The 26,310-nt window shown below is 62.2% G+C and carries 24 protein-coding genes; 14 read left to right on the top strand and 10 right to left on the bottom strand.

The annotated features are described in order from the left end of the window. Positions 1-4 precede the first annotated feature (4 nt). A complete protein-coding gene (oadA, locus tag E5221_RS28035) occupies positions 5-1,813 on the top strand; it encodes a sodium-extruding oxaloacetate decarboxylase subunit alpha (RefSeq protein ID WP_247846735.1) in 1,809 nt (602 codons plus the stop codon). Positions 1,814-1,993: 180 nt separating this feature from the next. Here oadA and E5221_RS28030 read toward each other — a convergent pair whose 3' ends face one another. The 3 genes from E5221_RS28030 to E5221_RS28020 are packed head-to-tail and all read right to left on the bottom strand — an operon-like array spanning position 1,994 to position 3,761. Further along, the gene (locus E5221_RS28030; RefSeq protein ID WP_061550222.1) at positions 1,994-2,665 is read right to left on the bottom strand and encodes a GNAT family protein; all 672 of its coding nucleotides are present in this window, start codon (positions 2,663-2,665) and stop codon (positions 1,994-1,996) included. Positions 2,666-2,673: 8 nt separating this feature from the next. Next, the gene (locus tag E5221_RS28025) at positions 2,674-3,120 is read right to left on the bottom strand and encodes a GNAT family N-acetyltransferase (RefSeq protein ID WP_061550223.1); all 447 of its coding nucleotides are present in this window, start codon (positions 3,118-3,120) and stop codon (positions 2,674-2,676) included. 11 nt (positions 3,121-3,131) lie between these two features. After that, complete coding sequence (locus E5221_RS28020) at positions 3,132-3,761, bottom strand: FMN-binding negative transcriptional regulator (RefSeq protein ID WP_061550224.1); 630 nt, start codon at positions 3,759-3,761, stop codon at positions 3,132-3,134. Positions 3,762-3,851: 90 nt separating this feature from the next. Here E5221_RS28020 and E5221_RS28015 point away from each other — a divergent pair, with 90 nt between their 5' ends. Beyond that, positions 3,852-5,396, top strand: a complete 1,545-nt coding sequence (locus E5221_RS28015) for a PLP-dependent aminotransferase family protein (protein WP_061550225.1) — start codon at positions 3,852-3,854, stop codon at positions 5,394-5,396. 30 nt (positions 5,397-5,426) lie between these two features. Here the strand turns inward: E5221_RS28015 and E5221_RS28010 are convergent, their stop codons facing one another. From E5221_RS28010 to aspA, 4 genes are all read right to left on the bottom strand, one after another. Continuing rightward, entirely contained in the window at positions 5,427-6,530 is a 1,104-nt protein-coding gene (locus tag E5221_RS28010; protein ID WP_061550226.1) for a polyamine ABC transporter substrate-binding protein, read from the bottom strand. Beyond that, on the bottom strand, positions 6,530-7,573 hold the full coding sequence (locus E5221_RS28005) for a histone deacetylase family protein (RefSeq protein ID WP_061550227.1): 1,044 nt from the start codon (positions 7,571-7,573) through the stop codon (positions 6,530-6,532). The genes E5221_RS28010 and E5221_RS28005 overlap by 1 nt, the downstream gene beginning before the upstream one ends. 231 nt (positions 7,574-7,804) lie before the next feature. Continuing rightward, positions 7,805-8,797, bottom strand: a complete 993-nt coding sequence (locus E5221_RS28000; protein WP_061550228.1) for an AraC family transcriptional regulator — start codon at positions 8,795-8,797, stop codon at positions 7,805-7,807. A 183-nt stretch (positions 8,798-8,980) separates the two neighbouring features. Beyond that, positions 8,981-10,405 (bottom strand): aspartate ammonia-lyase, encoded by a 1,425-nt coding sequence (aspA, locus tag E5221_RS27995; RefSeq protein WP_003260072.1) that lies wholly within the window; start codon positions 10,403-10,405, stop codon positions 8,981-8,983. A 182-nt stretch (positions 10,406-10,587) separates the two neighbouring features. Between aspA and E5221_RS27990 the strand changes: the two genes are divergently transcribed. Further along, positions 10,588-11,505, top strand: coding sequence for a LysR substrate-binding domain-containing protein (locus tag E5221_RS27990; protein WP_013974829.1), 918 nt, complete (start codon positions 10,588-10,590; stop codon positions 11,503-11,505). Here E5221_RS27990 and E5221_RS27985 read toward each other — a convergent pair. Beyond that, positions 11,497-12,123 (bottom strand): hypothetical protein, encoded by a 627-nt coding sequence (locus E5221_RS27985; RefSeq protein WP_247846734.1) that lies wholly within the window; start codon positions 12,121-12,123, stop codon positions 11,497-11,499. The genes E5221_RS27990 and E5221_RS27985 overlap by 9 nt on opposite strands. Positions 12,124-12,393: 270 nt before the next feature. Here E5221_RS27985 and purE point away from each other — a divergent pair, with 270 nt between their 5' ends. The 4 genes from purE to E5221_RS27965 all read left to right on the top strand — a co-directional run bounded on the left by purE (position 12,394) and on the right by E5221_RS27965 (position 14,902). Continuing rightward, complete coding sequence (gene purE, locus E5221_RS27980) at positions 12,394-12,885, top strand: 5-(carboxyamino)imidazole ribonucleotide mutase (protein WP_003253304.1); 492 nt, start codon at positions 12,394-12,396, stop codon at positions 12,883-12,885. 10 nt (positions 12,886-12,895) lie between these two features. Next, positions 12,896-13,978, top strand: a complete 1,083-nt coding sequence (locus tag E5221_RS27975; RefSeq protein WP_013974827.1) for a 5-(carboxyamino)imidazole ribonucleotide synthase — start codon at positions 12,896-12,898, stop codon at positions 13,976-13,978. 96 nt (positions 13,979-14,074) lie between these two features. Then, positions 14,075-14,320 (top strand): GlsB/YeaQ/YmgE family stress response membrane protein, encoded by a 246-nt coding sequence (locus E5221_RS27970; protein ID WP_003260079.1) that lies wholly within the window; start codon positions 14,075-14,077, stop codon positions 14,318-14,320. 12 nt (positions 14,321-14,332) lie between these two features. Continuing rightward, positions 14,333-14,902 carry a DUF3299 domain-containing protein gene (locus E5221_RS27965; RefSeq protein WP_013974825.1) on the top strand — a complete coding sequence of 190 codons (570 nt, stop codon included), beginning with the start codon at positions 14,333-14,335 and terminating at the stop codon, positions 14,900-14,902. A gap of 61 nt (positions 14,903-14,963) precedes the next feature. On the opposite strand, the gene E5221_RS27960 is transcribed toward E5221_RS27965, so the two are convergent. Next, a complete protein-coding gene (locus tag E5221_RS27960) occupies positions 14,964-15,860 on the bottom strand; it encodes a D-hexose-6-phosphate mutarotase (RefSeq protein ID WP_247846733.1) in 897 nt (298 codons plus the stop codon). A gap of 71 nt (positions 15,861-15,931) precedes the next feature. Continuing rightward, positions 15,932-16,330, bottom strand: a complete 399-nt coding sequence (locus E5221_RS27955; RefSeq protein WP_003253317.1) for an acyl-CoA thioesterase — start codon at positions 16,328-16,330, stop codon at positions 15,932-15,934. A 361-nt stretch (positions 16,331-16,691) separates the two neighbouring features. Between E5221_RS27955 and E5221_RS27950 the strand changes: the two genes are divergently transcribed. From E5221_RS27950 to E5221_RS27920, 7 genes are all read left to right on the top strand, one after another. Further along, positions 16,692-17,981 carry an MFS transporter gene (locus E5221_RS27950; protein ID WP_247846732.1) on the top strand — a complete coding sequence of 430 codons (1,290 nt, stop codon included), beginning with the start codon at positions 16,692-16,694 and terminating at the stop codon, positions 17,979-17,981. 224 nt (positions 17,982-18,205) lie between these two features. Continuing rightward, on the top strand, positions 18,206-19,204 hold the full coding sequence (locus tag E5221_RS27945; protein ID WP_003258169.1) for a phosphate ABC transporter substrate-binding protein PstS: 999 nt from the start codon (positions 18,206-18,208) through the stop codon (positions 19,202-19,204). A gap of 139 nt (positions 19,205-19,343) precedes the next feature. Continuing rightward, positions 19,344-21,632, top strand: a complete 2,289-nt coding sequence (locus E5221_RS27940; RefSeq protein WP_247846731.1) for an ABC transporter permease subunit — start codon at positions 19,344-19,346, stop codon at positions 21,630-21,632. 71 nt (positions 21,633-21,703) lie between these two features. Then, positions 21,704-23,320 (top strand): phosphate ABC transporter permease PstA, encoded by a 1,617-nt coding sequence (pstA, locus tag E5221_RS27935; protein ID WP_170977512.1) that lies wholly within the window; start codon positions 21,704-21,706, stop codon positions 23,318-23,320. A gap of 72 nt (positions 23,321-23,392) precedes the next feature. After that, a complete protein-coding gene (gene pstB, locus E5221_RS27930) occupies positions 23,393-24,226 on the top strand; it encodes a phosphate ABC transporter ATP-binding protein PstB (protein ID WP_003258171.1) in 834 nt (277 codons plus the stop codon). Positions 24,227-24,289: 63 nt separating this feature from the next. Then, positions 24,290-25,060 carry a phosphate signaling complex protein PhoU gene (gene phoU, locus E5221_RS27925; protein WP_247846730.1) on the top strand — a complete coding sequence of 257 codons (771 nt, stop codon included), beginning with the start codon at positions 24,290-24,292 and terminating at the stop codon, positions 25,058-25,060. Between the two features lie 164 nt (positions 25,061-25,224). Next, positions 25,225-26,127 carry a response regulator gene (locus tag E5221_RS27920; protein WP_247846729.1) on the top strand — a complete coding sequence of 301 codons (903 nt, stop codon included), beginning with the start codon at positions 25,225-25,227 and terminating at the stop codon, positions 26,125-26,127. Positions 26,128-26,310: the final 183 nt, after the last annotated feature.

Below are 26,310 nucleotides of genomic sequence, written 5' to 3'. Positions count from 1 at the left end.
CATAATGTCCAAGAAAATTCACGTAACCGACACGATCCTGCGCGACGCCCACCAGTCCCTGCTGGCCACCCGCATGCGTACTGAAGACATGCTGCCGATCTGCGACAAGCTCGACAAGGTCGGCTACTGGTCGCTGGAAGTCTGGGGTGGCGCCACCTTCGACGCCTGCGTGCGCTTCCTCAAGGAAGACCCGTGGGAGCGCCTGCGCAAGCTGCGCGCAGCGCTGCCCAACACCCGCCTGCAAATGCTGCTGCGCGGCCAGAACCTGCTGGGCTACCGCCACTACAGCGACGACGTGGTCAAGGCGTTCGTCGCCAAGGCCGCGGTCAACGGTATCGACGTATTCCGTATCTTCGATGCCATGAACGACGTGCGTAACCTGCGCGTGGCCATTGAAGCGGTCAAGGCTGCCGGCAAGCACGCTCAGGGCACCATCGCCTACACCACCAGCCCGGTGCACACCATCGAAGCCTTCGTGAACCAGGCCAAGCAGATGGAAGCCATGGGTTGCGACTCGATCGCGATCAAGGACATGGCCGGCCTGCTGACCCCGTTCGCCACCGGCGAACTGGTCAAGGCGCTGAAAGCCGAGCAGTCGCTGCCGGTGTTCATTCACTCCCACGACACTGCCGGTCTGGCCGCAATGTGCCAGCTGAAGGCTGTGGAAAACGGCGCCGATCACATCGACACCGCCATCTCCAGCTTCGCTTGGGGCACCAGCCACCCGGGTACCGAGTCGATGGTTGCCGCGCTCAAGGGCAGCGAATTCGATACTGGCCTGGACCTGGAACTGCTGCAGGAAATCGGCCTGTACTTCTATGCCGTGCGCAAGAAGTACCACCAGTTCGAAAGCGAGTTCACCGCCGTGGACACCCGCGTACAGGTCAACCAGGTACCGGGCGGCATGATTTCCAACCTGGCCAACCAGCTCAAGGAACAGGGCGCCCTCAACCGCATGAACGAAGTGCTGGCTGAGATCCCGCGCGTGCGTGAAGACCTTGGCTTCCCACCGCTAGTGACCCCGACCTCGCAGATCGTCGGTACCCAGGCGTTCTTCAACGTGCTGGCCGGCGAGCGCTACAAGACCATCACCAACGAGGTGAAGCTGTACCTGCAAGGCGGTTACGGCAAGGCTCCGGGCGTGGTCAACGAGCAGCTGCGCCGTCAGGCGATCGGCAGTGAAGAAGTGATCGACTTGCGCCCGGCCGACCTGCTGAAGCCGGAAATGGCCAAGCTGCGTGCCGATATCGGCGCCCTGGCCCGTTGCGAAGAAGACGTGCTGACTTTCGCCATGTTCCCTGACATTGGTCGCAAGTTCCTCGAAGAACGCGAAGCCGGCACCCTGACCCCTGAAGTCCTGCTGCCAATTCCTGAAGCGGGCGCAGTGGCGTCCCATAGCGGTGAAGGCGTACCGACCGAGTTCGTCATCGACGTGCACGGCGAAACCTACCGCGTCGACATCACCGGTGTGGGCGTGAAGGCCGAAGGCAAGCGCCACTTCTACCTGTCGATCGACGGCATGCCGGAAGAAGTGGTGTTCGAGCCGCTCAACGAATTCGTCGGCGGCGGCAGCAGCAAGCGCAAGCAGGCCAGTGCCCCGGGCCACGTCAGCACCACCATGCCAGGCAACATCGTCGATGTGCTGGTCAAGGAAGGCGACATGGTCAAGACCGGCCAGGCCGTGCTGATCACCGAAGCCATGAAGATGGAGACCGAAGTGCAGGCGGGTATCGCTGGCAAGGTCGTGGCCATCCACGTGGCCAAGGGCGACCGTGTGACTCCGGGCGAGATCCTGATCGAGATCGAGGGCTGAGATAAGCCCTCATCTATAGGCGGTTTACCTCTGGGGAGCGGATGCTCCCCTTTTTTTTTGCGTTGAATCTGCCGGCCTCTTCGCAGCACAAGGCTGCTCCTACAGGCCCCCGCAAGCCTGAGGTCAGTACCTGTGGGAGCGGGTTTACCCGCGAAGAGGCCGGCTGATCCAACACAACTCTCAACCTTTACGGCATGCCTCAAGTGTTTCTACCTGACCTCCAGGTTGTTGGTTGGTATCGCTCAACCACCGCTCGAACCCGGCGGCCACCGCTGGCCACTCATCATCGGTAATCGAATACCACGCCGTATCCCGATTGTGGTCCTTCACCACCAGGTGCTTGCGGAACACTCCTTCATAGACAAAGCCAAACCGCTCCGCCGCGCGCTTGGAGCGGGCGTTGGCGTTGTTGCACTTCCACTCCAGCCGGCGGTTGCCCAGCTCGAAGCCCAGCTTGCCCAGCAGGTACACCGCCTCGGTGCCCTTGGGTGTACGCTGCATGGCGGCGCCGAAGGCGATGTGGCCAATTTCGATGCGACCGTGGTCGGGCACGATCGACATCAGGCTGAGGATGCCCTGGGCCTGGCCGCTGGTGCGGTCGATGACGGTGTAGAACAGCGGGTCGCGGCCGGCGGCGTTGCCTTCCAGCCAACGGTCGAAGGCGGCACGCTCGGCAAATGGGCCATAGGGCAAGTAGTCCCACAGTACCGGATCGGCAGCCGGGCCTTGCAACACCTCCCAGAGGTCGTCGCCATGTCGCGCCGGGTCAAGCTTTTCGAGGCGGATGAAACGGCCGTCGATAGGGTCGGCCTGTGGGACTGCGGCGGGTTTCCAGTTCAATGCGTCGGTCATGTTCGGCCTTAGAACTCTTTGCGGAATTGGATGAAGCCCGAGCGCTCGGCAACCTGTTGGTACAGGCTGATGGCGGTGGCGTTGGTCTCATGGGTCACCCAGTACACCTTGATGCAGTTGTCGGTCTTGGCTTGGGCGTAGACGTGCTCGATCAGCTGGCGGCCGATGCCCAGGCCGCGCTGCCCGCTTTCCACGTACAGGTCCTGCAGGTAGCAGGCGTTGCCAATGCTCCAGTTGGAACGATGGTAGATGAAGTTGACCATGCCCACCGCCTTGCCATCGACCCAGGCCAAGGCTGAATGGGTCGGTTCGTTTGGGTCGAGCAGGCGTTGCCAGGTGCTGAGGCTGACCTCATCGGCCAATTCGGATTCATAGAAGTGCAAGTAGGCCTGCCACAAGGCGAGCCAGGCAGCATGGTCTTGGGTGGTGACAGGACGCAGGGTAACGCTGGACATGGGCTATTCCTTCAGAGTTGGTGCATATGCGCCGCGAGTTGGTTATCCAGGTAATCGGGGCTGGCGCTAAGGCCTTCACGCACGCCGGCAATGTCTTGCTCAGAGCGGTTCTGGCTTAGCTTGCGCGCGCCTTGCAGGCGGGTGATGGGCAAGCGAACACCGACGATGGCGCGGAGCATGCCATCGAGGTAATCACGCGGGGCGTCGGTGACTTTCCACGGTTCGCCGCGGCCTTGTTCGTGGCGCTCGGTCAGTCGGCTGACAATGGCCAGCAAGGGTTCGGCTTCGTGGATCACTTCGGCTGGGCCATAGGCGTGCACCGCCAGGTAGTTCCAGGTTGGCACCACCTTGGGGTTGTCGGTCTTGCTCGGGTAGTAACCGGGGCTGACATAGGCATCGGCGCCGGGGAACACCAGCAGGGCTTCGCCACCTTGCCTCAGGTCGTGCCATTGGGGGTTGGCCCGCGCCAGGTGGGCATAGACGGTGCCGAATTCGCCTTCGGCAATATCGACCAGCACTGGCAGGTGCGTGGCCAGCAGGCCTTGTTCGCCCTGGCTGACCAGGATGGCCAGGCGGGTGTCGAGCATGTGCTGGTGCAGGCGCCCGAGGTCGTGTTCCTGATGGGGTTTGCTGTTGTACATGCTCGGTTTCCTTGTGCGATGGCTCCATCCTAGGCAGGCTATTGGTTCATAGTAAGAGCCATTAACAGCTGTTTTTATAGGTCCAATGCCATGAGCGAGCGCCCCCTCGTGTTGCCTTTCGACCCTGCCGGGATCGACCTCGATCGCCGCCGCGGGCTCAGCCAGCAGCTGTACCAGGCGCTACGTGCGCGGGTGCTGGACGGGCGCCTGAGCAGTGGCACACGGCTACCGGCCACTCGTGATCTGGCCGCCATGCTGGCGCTGTCACGCAACAGTGTGGTGCGGGCCTATGACCAGCTATATGCCGAGGGCTACATCGAAAGCCGGGTAGGCGACGGCACCTATGTGAGCCAGTTACCGAAGCTCTCAAGTGCAAAACTATCCACAAAAGTATCCACAGGGTTATCCCGTGTGTTATCAACAGACTTATCCACAAATCCCTCAGAAAATACTGAGGATTTATCCAGCAAGCGCCGTTCCAGCGAGCCTTTGCAGCGCCTGAAAAGTAACCATCTGCCGCCCCCAAAAAGCGGTGCACCGCGTGCTTTTCGCGTCGGTATTCCGGCGTTCGACCTGTTCCCCTTCGACGTCTGGGCCAAGCTACAGGCGGGTTTCTGGCGCAACCCGGCTCCGGCGCAGTTGGGTTATGGTGACCCGGCAGGCGAGCCGCTGCTGCGTGAACTGATCGCGGCCTACCTGCGTCGCTCGCGTGGGCTGAGTTGTACCGCTGAACAAATTGTGATCACCAGTGGTGCGCAGCAGGCAATCAGTCTTTGTGCACAGTTGCTGTTGCAGCCGGGCGACGGTGTGGCTGTGGAAAACCCGGGTTACCGCGCAGCCGGGCATGCCTTTGCGCTGGCCGGTGGCAGGCTGTGTGGCGTGCCGGTGGACGAGGACGGCATGGACTGTCGCCGGCTCGGGCAACTGACGGATTGCCGGCTGGCCTATGTCACGCCAGCCCACCAGTACCCGACCGGGGTGACCATGACTCTGGCGCGACGCCTGGAACTGCTGGCCTGGGCCGAGCGCAGCGAAGGCTGGATCATCGAAGACGACTACGACGGCGAGTACCGGTACAGCGGTGCGCCCTTGGCCCCGCTAGCAGCGCTCGACCGGCACGGGCGGGTGCTGTACGTCGGTACCTTCGGCAAGATCGCCTTTCCGGCGTTGCGCCTGGGCTATCTGGTACTGCCACCGCAACTGGCGCAGCCGTTCAGCCAGGGCAGGGCGCTGGCGGTGCGGCATTCGGAGGTCAGTAGCCAGTGCGTGATGGCCGAGTTCATGGCCCGGGGGCACTTCCAGCGGCATATTCGGCGCATGCGCAAGGCGGCGTTGAGCCGGCGCAATGTGCTGAAGGCTGGCTGGCCCGTGGATATTCCGGGTTTGAGCGGCATGCCGGAGGTGGCGGCCGGGCTGCATGTGAAGGTCGATGTGGATAACTTTGCGCGGGAGCAGGAGTTGGTGGCCAAGGCTGAAGCGGTGGGGGTTGAGGTGACGCCGCTTAGCAATTTCTGGCTGGCTGACAGCGAGGTGCCTGTGGATAAAAGGGCAGGGCTGGTGCTGGGGTTTGCAGCGGTGCCGGAGGGGGAGATTGCCGAGGCGTTGATGCGCTTGCGCAAGGCCTGGAGAAAGTGAATGGGGCCGCCTAGCGGCCCCGGCTCTAAATCAGGTACCAGACTTGATCCGTGTCCAGGCCCTGGTCCGAGCTCGCTCGGCATCCCGCGCCAGGGGCTTGAGGGTATACAGCTTGGCCATCGCCTCCGCTGTCGGATACAGGTTGGGGTTGTTGCGAATCGCCGGGTCGACCTTGTCGGTCGCATCCTTGTTCGGGTTCGGGTACCCGACAAAGTCGCTGATAGGCGCAATCACCTCAGGCCGCAGTAAGTAGTTGATGAACGCGTGGGCATCTTCCGGGTTGGTCGCATTCTTCGGAATCGCCAGCATGTCGAACCAGATCGGTGCACCTTCCTTGGGCAGGCGCATGTCCACCACCACGCCATTCTTCGCCTCGCGGGCGCGGTTGGCTGCCTGAGAGAAGCTACCGCTGTAGCCCACTGCCACGCAGATATCGCCGTTGGCGATGTCAGCCATGTACTTCGAGGAATGGAAGTAGGTGATGTGCGGGCGAATCTTCAGCATCAGCGCTTCGGCTTTCTTGTAATCAGCCGGTTTGTCGCTGTTCGGTGGCAGGCCCAGGTACTGCAGGGCCAGCGGCATGATCTCCGACGGCGAGTCGAGCAGGGCCACGCCGCATTGCTTGAGCTTGGAGATGTTCTCTTCCTTGAAGATCAGGTCCCAACTGTCCACCGGGGCGTTGTCGCCGAGCGCAGCCTTGACCTTGGCCGGGTTGAAGCCGATCAGCACGGTGCCGTACATGTAGGGTACGGCAAATTTGTTGCCGGGGTCGTTGGCTTCGATCAGCTTCATCAGCGCCGGGTCCAGGTGCTGCCAGTTCGGCAGCTTGCTGCGGTCCAGCGGCTGGAACACACCCGCTTCGATCTGCTTGGCGAGGAACACGTTGGATGGCACTACCACGTCATATCCGGAGTTGCCGGTCAGCAGTTTCGCTTCCAGCGCCTCATTGGTGTCGAAGATGTCGTAGACCAGCTTCACTCCGCTGTCTTTCTGAAACTCGGTGAGAGTTTGCGGAGTGATGTAGTCGAACCAGTTGAACACCCTCAGGGTGCGCTGTTCGGCCTGGGCCTGCAGGGCACCGGTGAACAGGGTAGCGGCGATGAACGGGGCGAGCAGACGCTTGAGTCGAACCATTATCGGGCTCCTGGCTGGGCCTGCTGGAAGCCTTCCAGCACATTGACCGCGTTGATACCGATTTCTTCCACAGCGTAGCCGCCTTCCATCACGAAAAGGGTCGGCTTGCCGAGCTGGGCGATGCGCTTGCCCATTTCCAGGTAGTCCGGGCTGTCCAGCTTGAACTGCGAGATCGGGTCGTCTTTGAAGGTATCCACACCCAGCGAGATCACCAGCACTTCAGCGTCATAGGCGGCGATGCGCTGGCAGGCGTCCTCCAGGGCGGCGTTCCAGGCGGCCCAGTCGCTGCCAGCCGGCAGTGGGTAGTTGATGTTGCAGCCTTCGCCGGCACCCTCGCCGGTTTCATCGGCATAGCCGAGGAAGAACGGGAACTCGTCGCGCGGGTCGCCATGGATCGAGGCGAAGAACACATCGTTGCGGCTGTAGAAGATGTCCTGGGTGCCGTTGCCGTGGTGATAGTCGACATCGAGGATTGCGACCTTGCGCCGGCCCTGGTCAAGGAAGGCCTGGGCGGCGATGGCGGCGTTGTTCAGGTAGCAATAGCCGCCCATGACTTCGCCAGCCGCATGGTGCCCTGGCGGGCGGCACAGGGCGAAGGCGGAATGGGCGCCTTGCTGGATCGCCGCCTGGGCGGTGAGGGCGACCTGGGCGGCGCTGTAGGCAGCCTGCCAGGTCCCGGCGGTGATCGGTGCGCCGGCGTCGAAGCTGTAGTAGCCCAGCTCACCGTGCAGGCCGGTGGGTTTTATCTGGCGCAGGGAGCGTGCGGGCCAGGTGAATGGCAGCAGGTCGCCTTCCTGGCCCAGTGCGGCCCAGCGCGCCCAGGCGCCTTCGAAGAAGTCCAGGTAGCCGGCACTGTGGATACGCAGCAACGGTGCACGGCCATAGTCGGTGGGGCCCTGGATGTCGCCAAGGTTGCGCTTTTTCACCTGGTCGAGCACATGGTCGGCGCGTGACGGCATTTCGAAACAGGGCATCAGCTTGCCGTCGATCAGCTCGCAGCGGCCATGGTGCAGGCGGTGGTCATCGGAATAGATCGTCAGCATTGTTGTTCTCCATTGGATACTGGCGTGGGCCCATTTTCATGGGCGAGCCACCCGGGGAGAATGACGCATACGGCCAAAAGGGGATCGATGTGGCCAAGCTCATTGGCAGAATTTGTTGGTGGCCTGTACTGGCCCTTTCGCGGGTGAACCCGCTCCCACAGGTACGGTGTTGCACCTGAGTGGGTGCAATCCCTGTGGGAGCGGGTTCACCCGCGAAAGGGCCGGTAAAGTTCAACCGCGAAAATGGCTTGGCGCTACACCACTCCAACGCTGGAAGGCATGCCGAAAACTGGCGGTCTCGCTGAACCCCAGGGACTCGGCAATCCGGTAGATCGGCATCTGCGCATCAGCCAGCAACTGTTTGGCCCGCTCGAACCTCAGTTCATCCAGCAGCTGTTGATAACTGCTGCCCAACGCCTGCAAATGCCGGCGCAGCGTGCGCGAGGAGCAGTTCATCTGCCGTGCCAGCCCTTCCAGCCCGGGCGCTGCATCCAGTTGCTGCGCCAGCAGTTGGCGAATCCGCCCCAGCCAGGCCTGGCGGCCGGTGAATTCCAGGTTCAGGCGCCGGCAGCGTTCGCTCATTGCCTTGTGGGTAATCGGGTCGGCCAGCGGCAGTGGCGTGTCCAGCCAGCGCCGTTCGAAGGCAAAGGCATTGTCCTCGGCGTCGAAACCGACTGGGCACTGGAATGCCCCGGCATAGAGAGCATGGTAACCGGGCCGTGGGTGTTCAAAACGAGCACCCAGCAGGGGCAGCGGGCGGCCGAGCAGGTCGTCGCAGATGACCTTCAGCGACACCAGGCAGAACTCGGCATTGAAGGCGGTCAGCGCCGGGCTGTCGTGGTAATCGCTGGCGCTGAACCAGACACGCTGGCCGTCATCGAGCAAACGCAGCTTGAAGATTGTTCCCAGCAGTGCCGGATACTGCAGTGCCAAGCGCAAGGCGTCACCCAAAGTGGCACTGGAGAGCAGGGCGTAACCGAGCATGCCGTAGCACGACACATGCATGCGCTGGCCCAGCTCCAGGCCTATATCTTCGCGTCGGGCAACGGCGTTGGCGCACACCTGCAGTTCCTGCTGGGTGGTGATACGCGCATCGGCATGGCCCAGGTCTGCCGGGCCGATGCCGCTGCCGGCCAGCAGCGCCGACGCCTCGCAACCGTCTGCCTGGAAGACGTTGAGGATCAGCGAAACCGCGTTGAGGGTGGTCAGGTGGCTGTGCAGCATGCTGGGTAATCCCGTTGGCCTGGGACGCATTATGGAGCAAGTTGTGTGCCGTTGTTCGGGGGGCCGCAAAGCAGCCCCAAAATCCTTCAGGCAAAAAAAAGGCCCGAAGCATAGGCTCGGGCCTTTGAAAGGTTGAGAGGTGTCTAGTCCCTCGACCTGGTGAGACTGTTTACAGCAGCCTGGTTACGCCTTCAGCGGAACCAGACGGGGAGCGATCATGTTTTCCGGACGCAGGATGTCGTCGAGCATCGCGTCGTCCAGCAGCTTCTCTTCGCGCACCAGTTCCAGTACGCCGCGGCCGGTTTCCAGGGCAACGCGGGCGATACGGGTGGCGTTTTCGTAGCCGATGTACGGGTTCAGGGCGGTGACCAGGCCGATCGAGTGCTCGACCAGTTCACGGCAGCGCTGTTCGTTGGCGGTGATGCCGACGATGCAATGCTCGCGCAGCATGTCCATGGCACGTTGCAGCAGGCGGATCGAGTCGAAGATCTTGTAGGCGATCAGCGGCTCCATCACGTTCAGCTGCAGCTGGCCACCTTCGGCGGCGACGGTCAGGGCCAGGTCGTTGCCCATGATGGCGAAGGCCACTTGGTTGACGGCTTCCGGGATAACCGGGTTGACCTTGCCTGGCATGATCGAGCTGCCTGGCTGACGCGCTGGCAGGTTGATTTCGTTGATGCCGGTGCGTGGGCCGCTGGACAGCAGGCGCAGGTCGTTGCAAATCTTCGACAGCTTGACTGCAGTACGCTTGAGCATGCCGGAGAACAGTACGAAGGCGCCCATGTCGGAGGTGGCTTCGATCAGGTCGGCAGCCGGTACCAGCGGTTGGCCGCTGATGGCAGCCAGGCGCTGTACGGCCAGGGCCTGGTAGCCAGGGTCGGCGTTGATGCCGGTACCGATGGCGGTACCGCCCAGGTTGATTTCGGTCAGCAGTTCCGGGGCCAGCGAGCGCAGGCGCTGCAGGTCTTCGGTCATGGTGGTGGCGAAGGCACGGAATTCCTGGCCCAGGGTCATCGGTACGGCGTCCTGCAGCTGGGTACGGCCCATCTTCAGTACGTGGTCGAACTCTTTACCCTTGGCAGCGAAGGCCTGGATCAGGCTGTCGAGGCTGGCCAGCAGCGCGTCGTGGCCCAGCAGCAGGCCCAGGCGGATAGCCGTCGGGTAGGCGTCGTTGGTCGACTGCGCCATGTTCACGTCGTTGTTCGGGTGCAGGTACTGGTACTCACCCTTCTGGTGGCCCATGGCCTCCAGCGCAACGTTGGCGATTACTTCGTTGGCGTTCATGTTGGTAGAAGTACCAGCACCGCCCTGGATCATGTCCACTACGAACTGGTCGTGGTAATCGCCTTTGATCAGGCGGGCGCAGGCTGCGGTGATTGCAGCGTGCTTGGCATCGCTCAGGTGGCCCAGCTCACGGTTGGCGTCAGCAGCAGCCTGCTTGACCATGGCCAGGGCCACGACCAGCTTCGGGTAGTGCGACAGCGGAACACCGGAGAGGTGGAAGTTGTTGGCAGCGCGCAGGGTCTGGATGCCGTAGTAGGCATCTGCAGGAACTTCAAGGGTACCCAACAAATCTTTTTCGACGCGGAACGATGCAGCGGAGGACATGATGTATATCATCTCGATTTTGACCCGGCACATGCCGGAATGGCGCCAATCCTAGGCCTGAAGGTGATTTTGCGGCCAATGCTGTTGCACGCTAACCTATGCACAAACGGCATAGTGTTTCATGTGACGCCAATTGAGATTCGAGCGTGTTCCATTTTGGTGCGCGCCAGGAGATGTGCTTCGTGAACCTTGAAAGCAAATGGCTGGAAGACTTCAGCGCGCTGGCTGCGACCCGCAGTTTTTCCCAGGCGGCAGAGCGGCGTTTCGTTACCCAACCTGCCTTCAGCCGGCGTATACGCAGTCTGGAAGCAGCTTTGGGCCTGCAATTGGTGAATCGTTCCCGCACGCCGATCGAACTGACCGAGGCCGGGCAGCTGTTTCTCGTCACCGCGCGTACTGTTGTCGACCAATTGAGCGAAATTCTCCGCCATTTGCATCACCTGGAGGGCGGGCAGGGTGAAGTGGTACAGGTGGCCGCTGCACACTCGCTGGCGTCGGGCTTTTTCCCGCGTTGGGTGGCCCAGTTGCGCAACGATGGTTTGAACATCGCCACCCGCCTGGTTGCGACCAACGTCGGAGATGCCGTGCATGCATTGCGTGAAGGTGGCTGCGACCTGATGCTGGCCTTCTATGACCCGGATGCCGCCTTGCAGATGGATGCCGAAATCTTCCCGTCGCTGCACATGGGCACCACTGAAATGTTGCCGGTGTGCGCCGTGGATGCCGACGGCAAGCCGTTGTTCGACCTGGAAGGCGAGGGCAGTGTGCCGCTGCTGGCGTATACCGCCGGCGCTTTCCTCGGTCGGTCGGTCAATTTGCTGCTGCGCCAGCGAAACCTGCGCTATACCACCGTCTACGAAACCGCCATGGCCGACAGCCTCAAGAGCATGGCGTTGGAGGGCATGGGCATAGCCTGGGTGCCGCGCCTGTCGATGCGTGGCGAACTGGAGCGGGGCGAACTGGCGATCTGCGGCGGCAGCCAGTGGCATGTGCCACTGGAAATTCGTCTGTACCGCTGCGCACTGGTGCGCAAGGCCAACGTCCGCTTGTTGTGGCGCAAGCTTGAGTCGTCAGGCGCACAAGGTGAGGCTTCAGTTTGAGTTGTATTTCAAGTAGTCCGCGATATTCGCGCGATTCTTGTCGCTGTAGCGGTAGCAATTGGATCGGGCCGGTACACGGGGGGGGGTGTACGTTTCACACACCCAGCCATTGAATTTCAGCTCGGCATCTTCGTGGGTGGCGCCTAGCAAATGACCGATTTCATGGGCTGGAGCACCGTATGCACCTGCCGACGCAATAGCCGTGTTTTGCTTCTGATAGGCAAGGCCTGCATTGTAGTTCAGGCCGCTGTGATCATAGCTGTTGCGCGTCAGCAGCAGCTGTTTATCCATAAAGGAAAAGGATGGATGGCGCTGTTGTTCATGCAGTTGCCGGGCGAAGGCCTCGAGTAGTTGAGCGGACGGCATTCCTGCATAAGCAATATCGGTAATGTGTTCTACCTCGCGTTGAAATATGACCTCGATGGACTGTTGGCTGAAACTGCGCATCTCGTCCAGCCAATGCTGAAAGAAGTCTTTGTTCAATTGCTCATTGCTCATGTCGGCAAGGTCGTCGTGAACATAGACGGTGACGGTAAGCGAGCGGGCAGCAGAAACAACTGGCAGTTGCAAGCTGAGTACCAGGCCACACGAAAGCGCGAAGAGGCGTGAAACACTCATATGTACGTACCTGAATTTTCGAGATCGGGGATACAAGGGTCTGGTATTCGTCCACCCAGAGGCGGCAGGAAAAAGTTGTCCTGCGAGACAGCTTGCCCTTTGATCCGACATGTGCTTGCGGGGGTGGGCGCAGGGCCTTGAAATACGCTACAATCCCGCGCCTTCGGCCGACCTGGTCGATTTAGAATCCGTATGACAAGCCACGCCGGCCCACCTGCGTGGCTTGTTGCTTTTAGCGCGCCAGAAGGCGCTTGCAGGAGAGGCTCGACGATGAGTGCACTGGTTGGCGTGATCATGGGCTCCAAGTCCGATTGGTCCACCCTTAGCCACACCGCCGATATGCTGGAAAAACTCGGCATTCCCTACGAGGTGAAGGTGGTTTCCGCCCACCGTACCCCGGATCTGCTGTTCCAGTATGCCGAGGAGGCTGAGGGTCGTGGCATCGAGGTGATCATCGCCGGTGCCGGTGGCGCTGCCCACCTGCCAGGCATGTGCGCCGCCAAGACCCACCTGCCGGTGCTGGGTGTGCCCGTGCAATCGTCGATGCTGTCGGGTGTCGATTCGCTGCTGTCGATCGTGCAGATGCCAGCCGGCGTGCCGGTTGCCACCCTGGCCATCGGTCGTGCCGGTGCGGTCAACGCGGCGCTGCTGTCGGCCAGCATCCTCGGCGCCAAGTACCCGCAGTACCACGCGGCGCTCAAGCAGTTCCGCACGGAGCAGACAGACACCGTGCTGGACAACCCAGACCCGCGCCAGGCTTGAGGCTCAACCCATGAAGATCGGTGTAATCGGTGGCGGCCAGCTGGGCCGCATGCTGGCCCTGGCGGGTACCCCGCTGGGCATGAACTTCGCTTTCCTCGACCCGGCGCCGGACGCCTGCGCCGCGCCGCTGGGCGAGCACCTGCGTGCCGACTACGGCGACCAGGACCACCTGCGCCAGCTGGCCGACGAAGTTGATCTGGTCACCTTCGAGTTCGAAAGCGTCCCGGCCGAGACCGTGGCGTTCCTCTCGCAGTTCGTGCCGGTGTACCCCAGCGCCGAAGCGCTGCGCATCGCCCGTGACCGCCTGTTCGAAAAGAGCATGTTCCGTGACCTGGGTATCCCCACCCCGGCCTTCGCCGACATCCTCTCGCAGGCCGACCTGGACGCCGCGGTGGCCAGCATCGGCCTGCCGGCCGTGCTGAAAACCCGCACCCTGGGTTACGACGGCAAGGGCCAGAAGGTGCTGCGCACGCCTGAGGACGTGGTCGGAACCTTTGCCGAGCTGGGCAGTGTACCTTGCCTGCTGGAAGGCTTCGTGCCGTTCACCGGTGAAGTATCTCTGGTAGCCGTGCGTGCCCGTGATGGTGAAACCCGCTTCTACCCGCTGGTGCACAACACCCACGAAAGCGGCATCCTGCGCCTGTCGGTCGCCAGCCAGGCGCATCCGCTGCAGGCCCTGGCCGAAGACTACGTCGGCCGTGTGCTGCAAAAGCTGGATTACGTAGGCGTCATGGCCTTCGAGTTCTTCGAAGTGGACGGTGGCCTGAAGGCCAACGAAATTGCCCCGCGCGTGCACAACTCAGGGCACTGGACCATCGAAGGCGCCGAATGCAGCCAGTTCGAGAACCACCTGCGCGCCGTCGCCGGCCTGCCGCTGGGCTCGACCGCCAAGGTCGGCGAGAGCGCGATGCTCAACTTCATCGGTGAAGTGCCGGCGGTGGAAAAGGTAGTTGCCATCGGTGACTGCCACCTGCATCACTATGGCAAGGCGTTCAAGGCCGGTCGCAAGGTTGGCCACGCCACCCTGCGCTGCCACGACATGGCCACCCTCGAGCGCAAGATTGCCGAAGTAGAAGCCCTGATCGGCAACTGATCGAACTTCTACCAGCGGCTTGCCCTCTGAAATGGCAACGAGCCAAAGCGCTGTCTAGGCTTTGGCTTGTTCCATCTTCACTGCAGAGGGATTGCCATGGGTATCATTGGAACCATCTTCATCGGCCTCATCGTTGGCCTGCTGGCCCGCTTCATCAAGCCGGGGGACGACAGCATGGGCTGGATCATGACCATCCTGCTGGGGATTGCCGGCTCCCTGCTGGCCACCTACGGCGGCCAGGCACTGGGCATCTATCAGGCCGGGCAGGCTGCGGGATTCCTTGGCGCGCTGGTCGGTGCCGTGATCCTTCTGGTGATTTACGGATTCATCAAGAAGCGCTGATTAGTGGTTAGAATGCCCGGCAATTCATTGGAGTTGCCGAGCATTTTCATGCGTGCCTTTTTCCTCGCCCCACTGTTGCTGGCCAGCGCCCTGGCCCATGCCGAACTGCCTGAAACCGACTGGCTGGAGCTGATGCCCGAGTCTGATCAGCAGGCGCTCGAGCAAATGCCCGAAATCGACCACAACTCGCCGGAAGCCATGGGTACCTTTACCGACAAGGGCGGCCTGAAGCAGAGCAAGGGCCTGCCGGCGGTGATGTACTCGACCAAGACGGTGGCGGCCATGAATGGCAAGGATATTCGCCTTGGGGGCTACCCGGTGCCGCTGGAGAGCGATGCCAAGGGCAACAGCACGCTGTTCTTCCTGGTGCCGTACCCAGGCGCGTGCATCCATGTGCCGCCGCCACCGCCGAACCAGCTGGTGCTGGTGCGCTACCCGAAGGGTCTGAAGATCGATGATATCTACACACCGCTGTGGGTCAGCGGCAAGCTGAAGGTGGAGAAGGTCAGCAATGACCTGGCCGATGCGGCCTATGCGCTGGATGCCGGGAAGGTGAGGGTGGTGGAGGACGCAGACCTCTGACGCCTGCACTGGCCTCTTCGCAGGCAAGCCCGCGAAGAGGCCCGCATAGGCACTGCAAGACTCAGATCATTTCACAGCCAATCCTGACCCCCAGCGAGCTGCTGCCCCCAGGCTTCAATTCCACCAGGTCATCCCACACATTCGCCGTCTCGATGCACAGCATCCGCTGCCACCCATCGTCGGCCATGTCTGGCAGTTCCCTGGCCCGTTCAGTCCAAGGGTTCCAGATCACCGCCGAGCGCGACCCACTGCTGGTCAAGGTAATGCGCCGCTCCCAATGCGAGTCGACGATGCTCAGGGTTTGCGGGGTCGCCAGGTAGATCCGGTCAGTCTCCCCGGCAAACCCTAGTGGCCCCTTCTGCTGGCGCTGCTCCCAGTCAGCCAGGGTCTCGATATAGCTCAGCCCTTCCACCCCTTCGACCCGCGCCTGGCGCACATCACTGACGGCAAAGTAGCTGTGCAGTGCCTGGCTGATGGTGACGGGGGTATTTCCCATGTTCCGGCTGGTCAGGTTCAGCCGCAGGTCCTCGCCCAGCTCCACTACCAGCTTCAGCTCGACGTCATGAGGCCAGCCAGGCAGGTCACCCTGCGCTTCCGGCAGTTCGAATTCGATGCGCAGGCCTTCGCCCGCCTCCTCGATACCCAGCAATTGCCAGTCGCGCGCGCGCGCCAGGCCGTGGGCGGGTGCCTGTTCGCCGTGGTACATGGCCTGCACGGCCTGGGGGTTGCGCTGCAGGTTGCCGAACCACGGCCAGCACACCGGCACACCGGCGCGTACCGACTTGCCCTTACGGAAGATGGCCTGGTCGCTCAGCCACAGCAGCGGTGGCTGGCCAACGCGCTGGTAGCTGAGGATCTGCGCGCCCTGCTGGGCGATCAGTAGTTCGGCGTGGTCACTGCTGATACGCCAGCAGTTGAGTTCGCCATGTTGCTCGGTTACGACCTGGAAGGTAGCCATTGCATTCATCTCATTGATTGCCAGTGGGCCTTGGACCCGGGCACATGCAATGAGTTTACCGCCGGCGTGGCTCAGCGACGAGGTACGGAGCGGGTGCGGCCACTGCCGTCGATGGCGACGAAGACGAAGACTGCTTCGGTGACCTTGCGCCATTCGCTGGACAGCGGGTCGTCGCTCCACACTTCGACCATCATCTGGATCGAGCTGCGGCCGATTTCCAGGGTCTGGGTATAGAACGATAACTGCGCGCCGACGGCGACCGGGACCAGAAAGGCCATGCGATCGATGGCCACGGTGGCCACGCGGCCGCCGGCGACACGACTGGCCATGGCGGTGCCGGCCAGATCCATCTGGGCGACAAGCCAGCCGCCGAAGATGTCGCCAAACCCGTTGGTTTCGCGCGGGAGTGCGGTGATCTGCAAGGCCAGGTCGCCTTGCGGGATTGGATCTTCTTGTTCGAGCTCAATCATGCGATGGGGCCTCTGACCCGTGACGCTTTTCGTTGGTGTGGCGCAAAGGCCGGGTAAACGATTCAGCTTGAAACATACTACGCCGATTTCGTTTCACTGGGCGGCCGTAGGGAAACTCTGCGAAACCGCCTGACAGTAATGACCGGCGTTTTCGCACAACATCCCACGTTAGGAGCAACCTTTTCCTACGAAGTGCCAGTATATAGAGCATAACGGCCAGCGACGACCGCGCATTCATGAATATGTGTAGGGATTTTGTATCGCTTTCGGCGCAGCTCAGCAATTTGCTATCTTCGCCTGTCTCCCAATCCAGAAGCCGCATGCCAAGCGGCCTGCATGCCCACAAAGAGAACAATGAGCGATGACTTCCGTGCCGAGCAGTATCGAGCAGCCCTCGCGGCCGCTGACCCGCAGTGACTACAAGACCCTCTCACTGTCCGCCCTGGGCGGCGCGCTGGAGTTCTACGACTTCATCATTTTCGTGTTCTTCGCCACAGTGGTCGGCAAGCTGTTCTTCCCGGCTGACATGCCCGAATGGCTGCGCCTGATGCAAACCTTTGGCATTTTCGCCGCCGGCTACCTGGCGCGGCCGCTGGGCGGCATCATCATGGCCCACTTCGGTGACCTGCTCGGGCGCAAGAAGATGTTCACCCTGAGCATCTTCATGATGGCCCTGCCAACGCTGATCATGGGCCTGCTGCCCACCTATGCACAGATCGGCATGTGGGCGCCGATCCTGTTGCTGCTGATGCGCGTGATCCAGGGCGCGGCCATCGGTGGCGAGGTACCGGGCGCCTGGGTATTCGTGTCCGAGCACGTGCCAGAGCGCAACACCGGCTACGCCTGCGGCACCCTCACCGCAGGCCTGACTGCGGGCATCCTGCTTGGTTCGCTGGTGGCGACCCTGATCAACAGCGTCTACAGCGCACAGGAAGTGGCCGATTACGCCTGGCGTATCCCGTTCCTGCTTGGCGGTGTATTCGGCCTGTTCTCGGTGTACCTGCGCCGTTGGCTGCACGAAACCCCGGTGTTCGCCGAGATGCAGCAGCGCAAGGCGCTGGCCGAGGAGCTGCCGTTGCGCGCGGTGCTGCGTGACCATCGCGGCGCGATCATCCTGTCGATGCTGCTGACCTGGATGCTGTCAGCCGCCATCGTGGTGCTCATCCTGATGACTCCGGCGCTGCTGCAGAGCATCTACCACATCAGCCCAACCGACTCGCTCAAGGCCAACAGCCTGGCCATCGTGCTGCTCAGCTTCGGCTGCATCGGCGCTGGCAGCCTGGCCGATCGCTTCGGCGCGGGCCGGGTGTTCGTGATCGGCAGCCTGCTGCTGCTGTCGACCTCCTGGACCTTCTACCACAGCCTGCCGACCCGGCCCGAGCTGCTGTTCCCGCTGTATGCAGTGACCGGCCTGTGCGTGGGCGTGATTGGCGCGGTGCCTTATGTGATGGTCAAGGCGTTCCCGGCGGTGGTGCGCTTCAGCGGGCTGTCGTTCTCGTACAACGTGGCCTACGCGATCTTTGGCGGGCTGACACCGATGGTGGTGACTGCGCTGCTGAAAGTGAGCCCGATGGCGCCGGCCTACTATGTGGCGGGGCTGTGTGCCGTTGGTCTGGTTGTTGGCCTGTACCTCCTGGCCAACAAGCGTTAAGGCTGCTGGCCTCTTCGCGGCTAAAGCCGCTCCCACAGAAATCGCACCGGCTTCAGGGCAATGCCGCACCTGTGGGAGCGGCTTTAGCCGCGAAGAGGCCAGACCTGCTTTTGATGATGGCCTTTCATCCAATTGTCATATTCAAGTCATATCGTATTCATGCGGCCTACAGATACTTGGGCCCGTTCCATCCAACACCCCAATATTCCTGCTAGGAGCAAGGCATGAAACTGAAGCGTTTGATGGCGGCCCTCACCTTTGCCGCCGCTGGCGTTGCAACCGCCAACGCGGTAGCCGCTGTCGATCCTGCGATCCCGACCTACACCAAGACCACTGGTGTTTCGGGCAACCTCTCCAGCGTCGGTTCGGACACCCTCGCCAACCTGATGACTCTGTGGGCCGAGGCCTACAAGAAGGAATATCCGAACGTAAACATCCAGATCCAGGCTGCCGGCTCCTCCACCGCGCCACCCGCGCTGACCGAAGGCACCGCCAACCTCGGCCCGATGAGCCGCAAGATGAAGGACGTCGAGCTGCAGGCCTTCGAGCAGAAATACGGCTACAAACCGACCGCCATCCCGGTCGCCGTAGACGCCCTGGCTGTGTTCGTGCACAAGGACAACCCGATCAAAGGCCTGACCATGGCCCAGGTCGACGCCATCTTCTCTTCCACCCGCCTGTGCGGTGGCAAAGCCGACGTCAAGACCTGGGGTGACCTGGGCGTGACCGGCGACCTGGCCAACAAGCCAGTACAGCTGTTCGGCCGTAACTCGGTATCGGGCACCTACGGCTACTTCAAGGAAGAAGCCCTGTGCAAAGGCGACTTCAAGCCTAACGTCAACGAACAGCCTGGCTCGGCTTCGGTCGTGCAATCGATCAGCTCCTCGCTGAACGGCATCGGCTACTCGGGCATCGGCTACAAGACCGCCAGCGTCAAGACCGTGGCCCTGGCCAAGAAGGAAGGCGGTGAGTTCATTGAGGACAACGAAGCCAATGCCTTGAACGGCACCTACCCGCTGTCGCGCTTCCTGTACGTCTATGTCAACAAGGCGCCGAACAAACCTCTGGCTCCGCTGGAAGCCGAGTTCGTCAAGCTGGTGCTGTCGCAAGCCGGCCAGCAGGTCGTGGTGAAGGATGGCTACATCCCGCTGCCGGCCAAAGTCGTCGACAAGACCTTGGCTGACCTGGGCCTGTCCCACGCAGGCAACGTCGCAAAGAAGTAAGTAACTGAGGGGGAGGCCGGCGCTGATGCCCGGCCTCTTCCACGAAATTTCAGTCCGAAGCCAGGTTTCCTGTGCGGCGGGCTTTCGTGCGTCACCAATTTGTAATGTTTTTGTCACACGGGACCGCTAGGGTGTGCGCATGAATGATCTGGCCAATTCCAACATGACCCAAAACTCCCAGCCCGTGCGGATTGATTTCAATACGCCGGAGTTGCAACGCAAGCGCCGCATGCGCGCGCTAAAGGACCGCCTGACCCGCTGGTATGTACTGGTGGGCGGGCTTGCCGTATTGGCGGCTATCACCCTGATCTTCTTCTATCTGGCCTATGTGGTGCTGCCGCTGTTCCAGGGCGCCGAGCTGACCAGCAAGAAAGCCCTGGAGCCGACCTGGCTGCAACAGGATGCCGGCAAGCCGCTGATGATCGCGCTTGAAGAGCAGAACCTGGTGGGCATGCGTGTTTCGGACAAGGGCCAGGCACTGTTCTTCGATACCAAGACCGGTAACGAGCTCAAGCGTGTCGACCTGCCACTGCCGGCAGGCACCCAGGTCACTTCGATCAGTGCCGACCAGCCGGGTAGCCCGCTGGTGGTGCTGGGCTTGTCCAATGGCCAGGCACTGGTGTTTCACCACACCTACAAGATCACCTACCCGGACAACAAGAAAACCATCGCCCCCGGCATCGACTACCCGTACGGCGAGCAGCCGTTCGTGCTCGACGAGCAGGGGCGTGCGCTGGATCATGTCAGCGTAAACGTCAATGGCGACACCCTGCTGCTGGCTGGTTCCACCGGCGCGCACCTGCAGGTGGTCGAGTTGACCCGCACCGAAAACATGATGACCGAAGAGGTCACCACCGAGCAGAACCGCATCGAACTGCCGCAGATGACCGAAACGGTGAAGAACATCTTCATCGACCCGCGTCAGCAGTGGCTGTACGTGATCAACGGCCGTGCCACCGCGGACGTGTTCAACCTGCGCGACAAGAGCCTCAACGGCCGCTACAAGCTGTCTGAAAGCGCCGACACCGAAATTACCGCCACCGCCCAGCTAGTCGGCGGCATCTCGCTGATCATCGGCGACTCCAAGGGCGGCCTGGCCCAGTGGTTCATGGCCCGTGACCCGGATGGCGAATCGCGCTTCAAGCTGATCCGCACCTTCCAGATGGGCAAGGCCGCGGTCGTGCAGATCGACGCCGAAGAGCGCCGCAAGGGCTTCGTCGCCCTCGACGCCGCAGGCGAGCTGGGCGTGTTCCACAGCACCGCGCACCGTACCCTGCTGGTCGAGCCGGCCGCCGAAGGCCCTGGCATCCTGGCCCTGTCGCCACGTGCCAACCGCATCATCATCGAAGAAGGCGGCAAGCTGCTGCCGCTGAGCCTGCGCAACCCGCACCCGGAAATTTCCTTCAGCGCGCTGTGGGGCAAGGTGTGGTACGAGAACTACGACGAGCCGAAATACGTCTGGCAATCGACCGCATCGAACACCGACTTCGAGCCCAAGCTAAGCCTGTCGCCGCTGACCTTCGGTACCCTCAAGGCTGCGTTCTACGCCATGATCCTGGCGGCCCCGCTGGCGATTGCCGCGGCCATCTACACTGCCTACTTCATGGCCCCGGGCATGCGCCGCAAGGTCAAGCCGGTGATCGAACTGATGGAAGCGATGCCGACGGTGATCCTCGGCTTCTTCGCCGGCCTGTTCCTGGCCCCGTATCTGGAAGGCCACCTGCCGGGCGTGTTCAGCCTATTCCTGCTGATGCCGCTCGGTATCCTGCTGGCCGGCTTCGCCTGGACCCGCCTGCCCGAGTCGATCCGCCTGCGTATCCCGGATGGCTGGGAAGCGGCGATCCTGATCCCGGTCATCTTGTTCACCGGGTGGTTCGCCCTGACCATGAGCCCGCACCTCGAGAACTGGTTCTTTGGCGGCGACATGCGCCTGTGGATCACCAACGACCTGGGGATAACCTACGACCAGCGCAATGCCCTGGTCGTGGGTATCGCCATGGGCTTCGCGGTCATTCCGAACATCTACTCCATCGCCGAAGACGCCGTGTTCAGTGTGCCGCGCAGCCTGACCCTGGGCTCCCTGGCCCTGGGGGCGACGCCCTGGCAGACCCTGACCCGCGTGGTCATCCTCACCGCCAGCCCAGGTATCTTCTCGGCGCTGATGATCGGCATGGGCCGTGCGGTGGGCGAGACCATGATCGTGCTGATGGCCACCGGCAACACCCCGGTGATGGAGCTGAACCTGTTCGAGGGCATGCGCACCCTGGCCGCCAACGTGGCGGTGGAAATGCCGGAATCGGAAGTCGGCGGCAGCCACTACCGCGTGCTGTTCCTGGCCGCGCTGGTGCTGCTGATGTTCACCTTCATCATGAACACCTTGGCCGAGCTGATTCGCCAGCGTCTGCGCAAGAAATACTCGTCGCTTTGATAGAAAGGTAGCGATCCGTGAAAAAGGATTCCCTCAAAGGCTGGTTCAAGAGCGGCGCCCCAGGCGTCTGGATGAGCGGCGGCGCGGTGGCCATGGCAGTGATCATGACCGTTGGCCTGCTGGCGGTGATTGCCGTGCGCGGCCTGGGCCACTTCTGGCCGGCCGATCTTGTCCAGGCTACCTACAAGGTGCCGGGCCAGGCCGACCATGTCGTCATTGGCGAAGTGGTGCAAAAGGAAGAAGTACCCCGTGCCCGCCTGAAGGGCGCCGGCCTGCCAGTGCCTGACCAAGGCCCGGAGTTCATGACCCGTGAGCTGATCAAGGTGGGCAACCGCGACCTCAACGGCAGCGACTTCACCTGGGTGGTCGGCGACTGGCTGGTCGACGAAAGGCACCCGACCGACCTGGTCGCCCTGGAGCGCCGCGAGTGGGGCAACTTCTACGGTTACCTGGTCAGCGTCAAGGAAGAAGGCCGCGTGGTCGCCGAAGGCGCTGCGGCCTGGGCCGAGCTGCAGGCCCGCCTCAAGCGCGCCAACCAGCTCAACAGCGAACTGCAAAGCCTCGAAAAGAAAGACATCGGCGCCATCAACCATGGCCTCGAGCGCCTGCGTCTGCAAGCGCGCAAGCTGGAGCTGGACGGCAAGCTGGACGCCGCCGCCCAGGCCGATATGGACGCCGAGCGCGCCGAGCTGAACAGTCGCTACAAGGCCATCGAAGACCGCCTGACCGGTCTGCACCAGGCCTTCGCCCGCGACAGCTTGGTGGCCCGTGATGGCAACGGCCGTGAAGTGGAAATCAACCTCAGCAAGGTGGTGCACGCCATCCAGCCTAACGCCATGTCGGGGTTCACCAAGCTGGGCACCTACTTCACCAAGGTCTGGGAGTTCCTCAGCGATGACCCGCGTGAAGCCAACACCGAGGGCGGTATCTTCCCGGCCATCTTCGGTACTGTGATGATGACCCTGATCATGGCCGTGATCGTCACCCCGTTCGGTGTGCTGGCTGCCGTGTACCTGCGCGAATACGCCAGACAGGGCCCGGTGACCCGCTTGATCCGCATCGCGGTGAACAACCTGGCTGGTGTGCCCGCGATCGTCTACGGCGTGTTCGGCTTGGGCTTCTTCGTCTACGTGCTGGGTGGCTCGATCGACCGCCTGTTCTTCCCCGAAGCACTGCCGGCGCCAACCCTGGGTACCCCAGGCCTGTTGTGGGCATCGCTGACCCTGGCGCTGCTGGCCGTGCCGGTGGTGATCGTGGCCACGGAGGAAGGCCTGGCGCGTATCCCGCGCACCGTGCGCGAAGGCTCGCTGGCCCTGGGCGCTACCAAGGCCGAAACCCTGTGGAAGATCGTCCTGCCGATGGCCAGCCCGGCGATGATGACCGGCATGATCCTCGCCGTGGCCCGCGCCGCCGGTGAAGTGGCGCCGCTGATGCTGGTGGGTGTGGTAAAGCTGGCTCCATCCCTGCCGGTGGACGGGAACTACCCGTACCTGCACCTGGACCAGAAGATCATGCACCTGGGCTTCCATATCTATGACGTCGGCTTCCAGAGCCCCAACGTAGAAGCCGCGCGGCCGCTGGTATACGCCACGGCGTTGCTGCTGGTGCTGGTGATCGCGGCCCTCAACCTCTCGGCCGTGTGGATCCGTAACCACCTGCGCGAGAAGTACAAGGCCCTCGACAGCTGATCCTGATTGCAAGCGTGCCGCCCGTTAAACGGGCGGCCCTTGGAAACGAATTGTTAGCGTATGGAGTTGACCATGCAGCAAGAATCCCATACCCACGGCATCGACATGTCTGCCCTGGGCCGCGACAAGCAGAGCCTGCGCCTGGCCGAAGAAACCGTAGCCATCGAAGTGCCGGGCCTGAGCCTGTTCTACGGTGACAAACAAGCGCTGTTCGATGTGCAGATGAACATTCCCAAGCAGCGCGTGACCGCCTTTATCGGCCCGTCCGGCTGCGGCAAGTCGACCCTGCTGCGCACCTTCAACCGCATGAACGATCTGGTTGATGGTTGCCGCGTGGAAGGCGCCATCAACCTGTATGGCAATAACATCTACCGCAAGGGCGAAGACGTGGCCGAGCTGCGCCGTCGTGTGGGCATGGTGTTCCAGAAGCCCAACCCGTTCCCAAAGACCATCTACGAAAACGTGGTCTACGGCCTGCGGATCCAGGGCATCAACAAGAAGCGCGTGCTGGACGAAGCGGTCGAATGGGCGCTGAAGGGCGCGGCACTGTGGGACGAGGTCAAGGACCGCCTGCACGATTCGGCACTGGGCCTGTCCGGTGGCCAGCAGCAGCGTCTGGTCATCGCCCGCACCATCGCCGTGGAGCCGGAAGTGCTGCTGCTCGACGAACCGTGCTCGGCACTGGACCCGATCTCGACCCTGAAAGTCGAGGAACTGATCTACGAATTGAAATCCAAGTACACCATCGTCATCGTGACCCACAACATGCAGCAGGCGGCCCGTGTTTCGGACTACACCGCGTTCATGTACATGGGCAAACTGGTCGAATTCGGGGATACCGACACCCTGTTCACCAACCCGGCGAAGAAACAGACCGAAGACTACATCACCGGTCGCTACGGCTAAGCCTGGCCAGCCAGGGCACGACACGAACTACTTGAAGCTTGCAGCTTCTTCGCGGAGCGAACGATGATCAACAAAGAAAGCCTTACGCATCACATTTCCCAGCAGTTCAACGCCGAGCTCGAAGAGGTGCGTAGCCACCTGCTGGCCATGGGTGGCCTGGTCGAAAAGCAGGTCAACGACGCAGTCACTGCGCTGATCGAAGCCGACTCGGGCCTGGCCCAGCAAGTGCGCGAAGTCGACGAGCAGATCAACCAGATGGAGCGCAACATCGACGAGGAGTGCCTGCGCATCCTCGCCCGTCGTCAGCCGGCGGCCTCCGACCTGCGTCTGATCATCAGCATCTCCAAGTCGGTGATCGACCTGGAGCGCATCGGTGACGAGTCGACCAAGATCGCCCGCCGCGCCATCCAGCTGTGCGAGGAAGGCGAGTCACCGCGCGGCTATGTCGAGGTGCGCCACATCGGCGATCAGGTACGCAACATGGTCCGTGACGCGCTGGACGCCTTTGCCCGCTTTGACGCCGACCTGGCGCTGTCGGTGGCCCAGTACGACAAGACCATCGACCGCGAATACAAGACCGCCCTGCGTGAGCTGGTGACCTACATGATGGAAGACCCGCGCTCGATCTCGCGGGTACTGAGCGTTATCTGGGTCCTGCGTTCGCTGGAGCGTATCGGCGACCATGCGCGCAATATCTCCGAGCTGGTGATCTATCTGGTGCGCGGCACCGACGTGCGTCACATGGGCCTCAAGCGCATGACGGCAGAAGTGCAAGGCACTGCTGTTTCCGACGGCGATAACGCTAATGTTCCGGCTGAACCTGACGATAAGTAAGGTTGCTCCCGAGCATCGACGCCCGGCCTTGGCCGGGCGTTTTCGTTTGCGGTCGAGGAGCCGGCAGGCACCCGCGAACGATGTGAAGAAGTCCCGGCGTGACCAGGTTGTAGCAAGTGGCCATTATTCGGCGGTAGGCTAGTCGGGATTCAGAAGGAGTATCGATGAGTAAAGTGAATGTGCTGGTCGTGGATGACGCCCCGTTTATCCGTGATCTGGTCCGCAAATGCCTGCGCAATGCCTTCCCGGGCATGACCATCGACGACGCCGTCAACGGTCGCAAGGCAATGGCCATGCTGGGCAAGGAAGCGTTCGACCTGGTTCTGTGCGACTGGGAAATGCCGGAAATGTCCGGCCTGGAACTGCTCACCTGGTGCCGCCAGCAGCCTGAGTTGAAGAACCTGCAATTCATCATGGTGACCAGCCGTGGCGACAAGGAAAACGTCATCCAGGCGATTCAGGCGGGCGTTTCCGATTTTGTCGGCAAGCCATTCACCAACGAGCAATTGCTGACCAAGGTGAAAAAGGCCCTGACCAAGATCGGCAAGCTCGACAGCCTGATGTCAAGCGGCCCGGCACGGGTCAACTCGGCGTTCGCCAATGACTCGCTGAATGCGCTGACAGCCGGCAAGCCTGAAGCGGTGAAGGTCGCGGCGCCAGCTCCGGCACCTGCAACCGCACCCGCCAGGCCAGTGGCCAATGCCCCCCGGCCCGCCGCTCCTGCGCCGACCGGCCGTGGCCAGGGCCAGTTGCGCCTGGCCGGCGGCATGCAGCCGTGCGTGATCAAGGCGCTGAGCCTGAAAGAGGCGCTGCTGGTGGTGCGCCGTGGTGAAGCGCTGCCACAGGTGCTGGAAGGCGCGGTGCTGGACCTGGAGCAGGGCGAGAACGCCGAAATCGCGCGCCTGAACGGCTACCTGCATGCCGTCGCGGCACTTGAGCCCAAGCCCGACAGCGATTGGTTGCAACTGACCTTCAAGTTCGTCGATCAGGATGCCCAGAAGCTCGACTACCTGTCGCGGCTGATTGCCCGCGGGACGGCGCAGAAGCATTTCACCCCGGGCGCCTGACCGCAGCCTCACACCGCACTTTTTGTAGGAGCAGCCTTGTGCTGCGAATGGGCTGCAAAGCAGCCCCCAGGTATCAATGCCGCCGCAAGCATTGCCGGGGCTGCTCCGCAGCCCATTCGCAGCACAAGGCTGCTCCTACAAAACGCTGCGCAACCCCGGGCCATCCGACCAACTGTCATACCC

Source organism: Pseudomonas sp. A2, from assembly GCF_023100865.1.
GTDB classification, from domain to species: Bacteria; Pseudomonadota; Gammaproteobacteria; order Pseudomonadales; family Pseudomonadaceae; genus Aquipseudomonas; species Aquipseudomonas asiatica.
The sequence above is the reverse complement of the archived record's forward strand: the minus strand, read 5'-3'. Positions and strand labels throughout refer to the sequence as shown.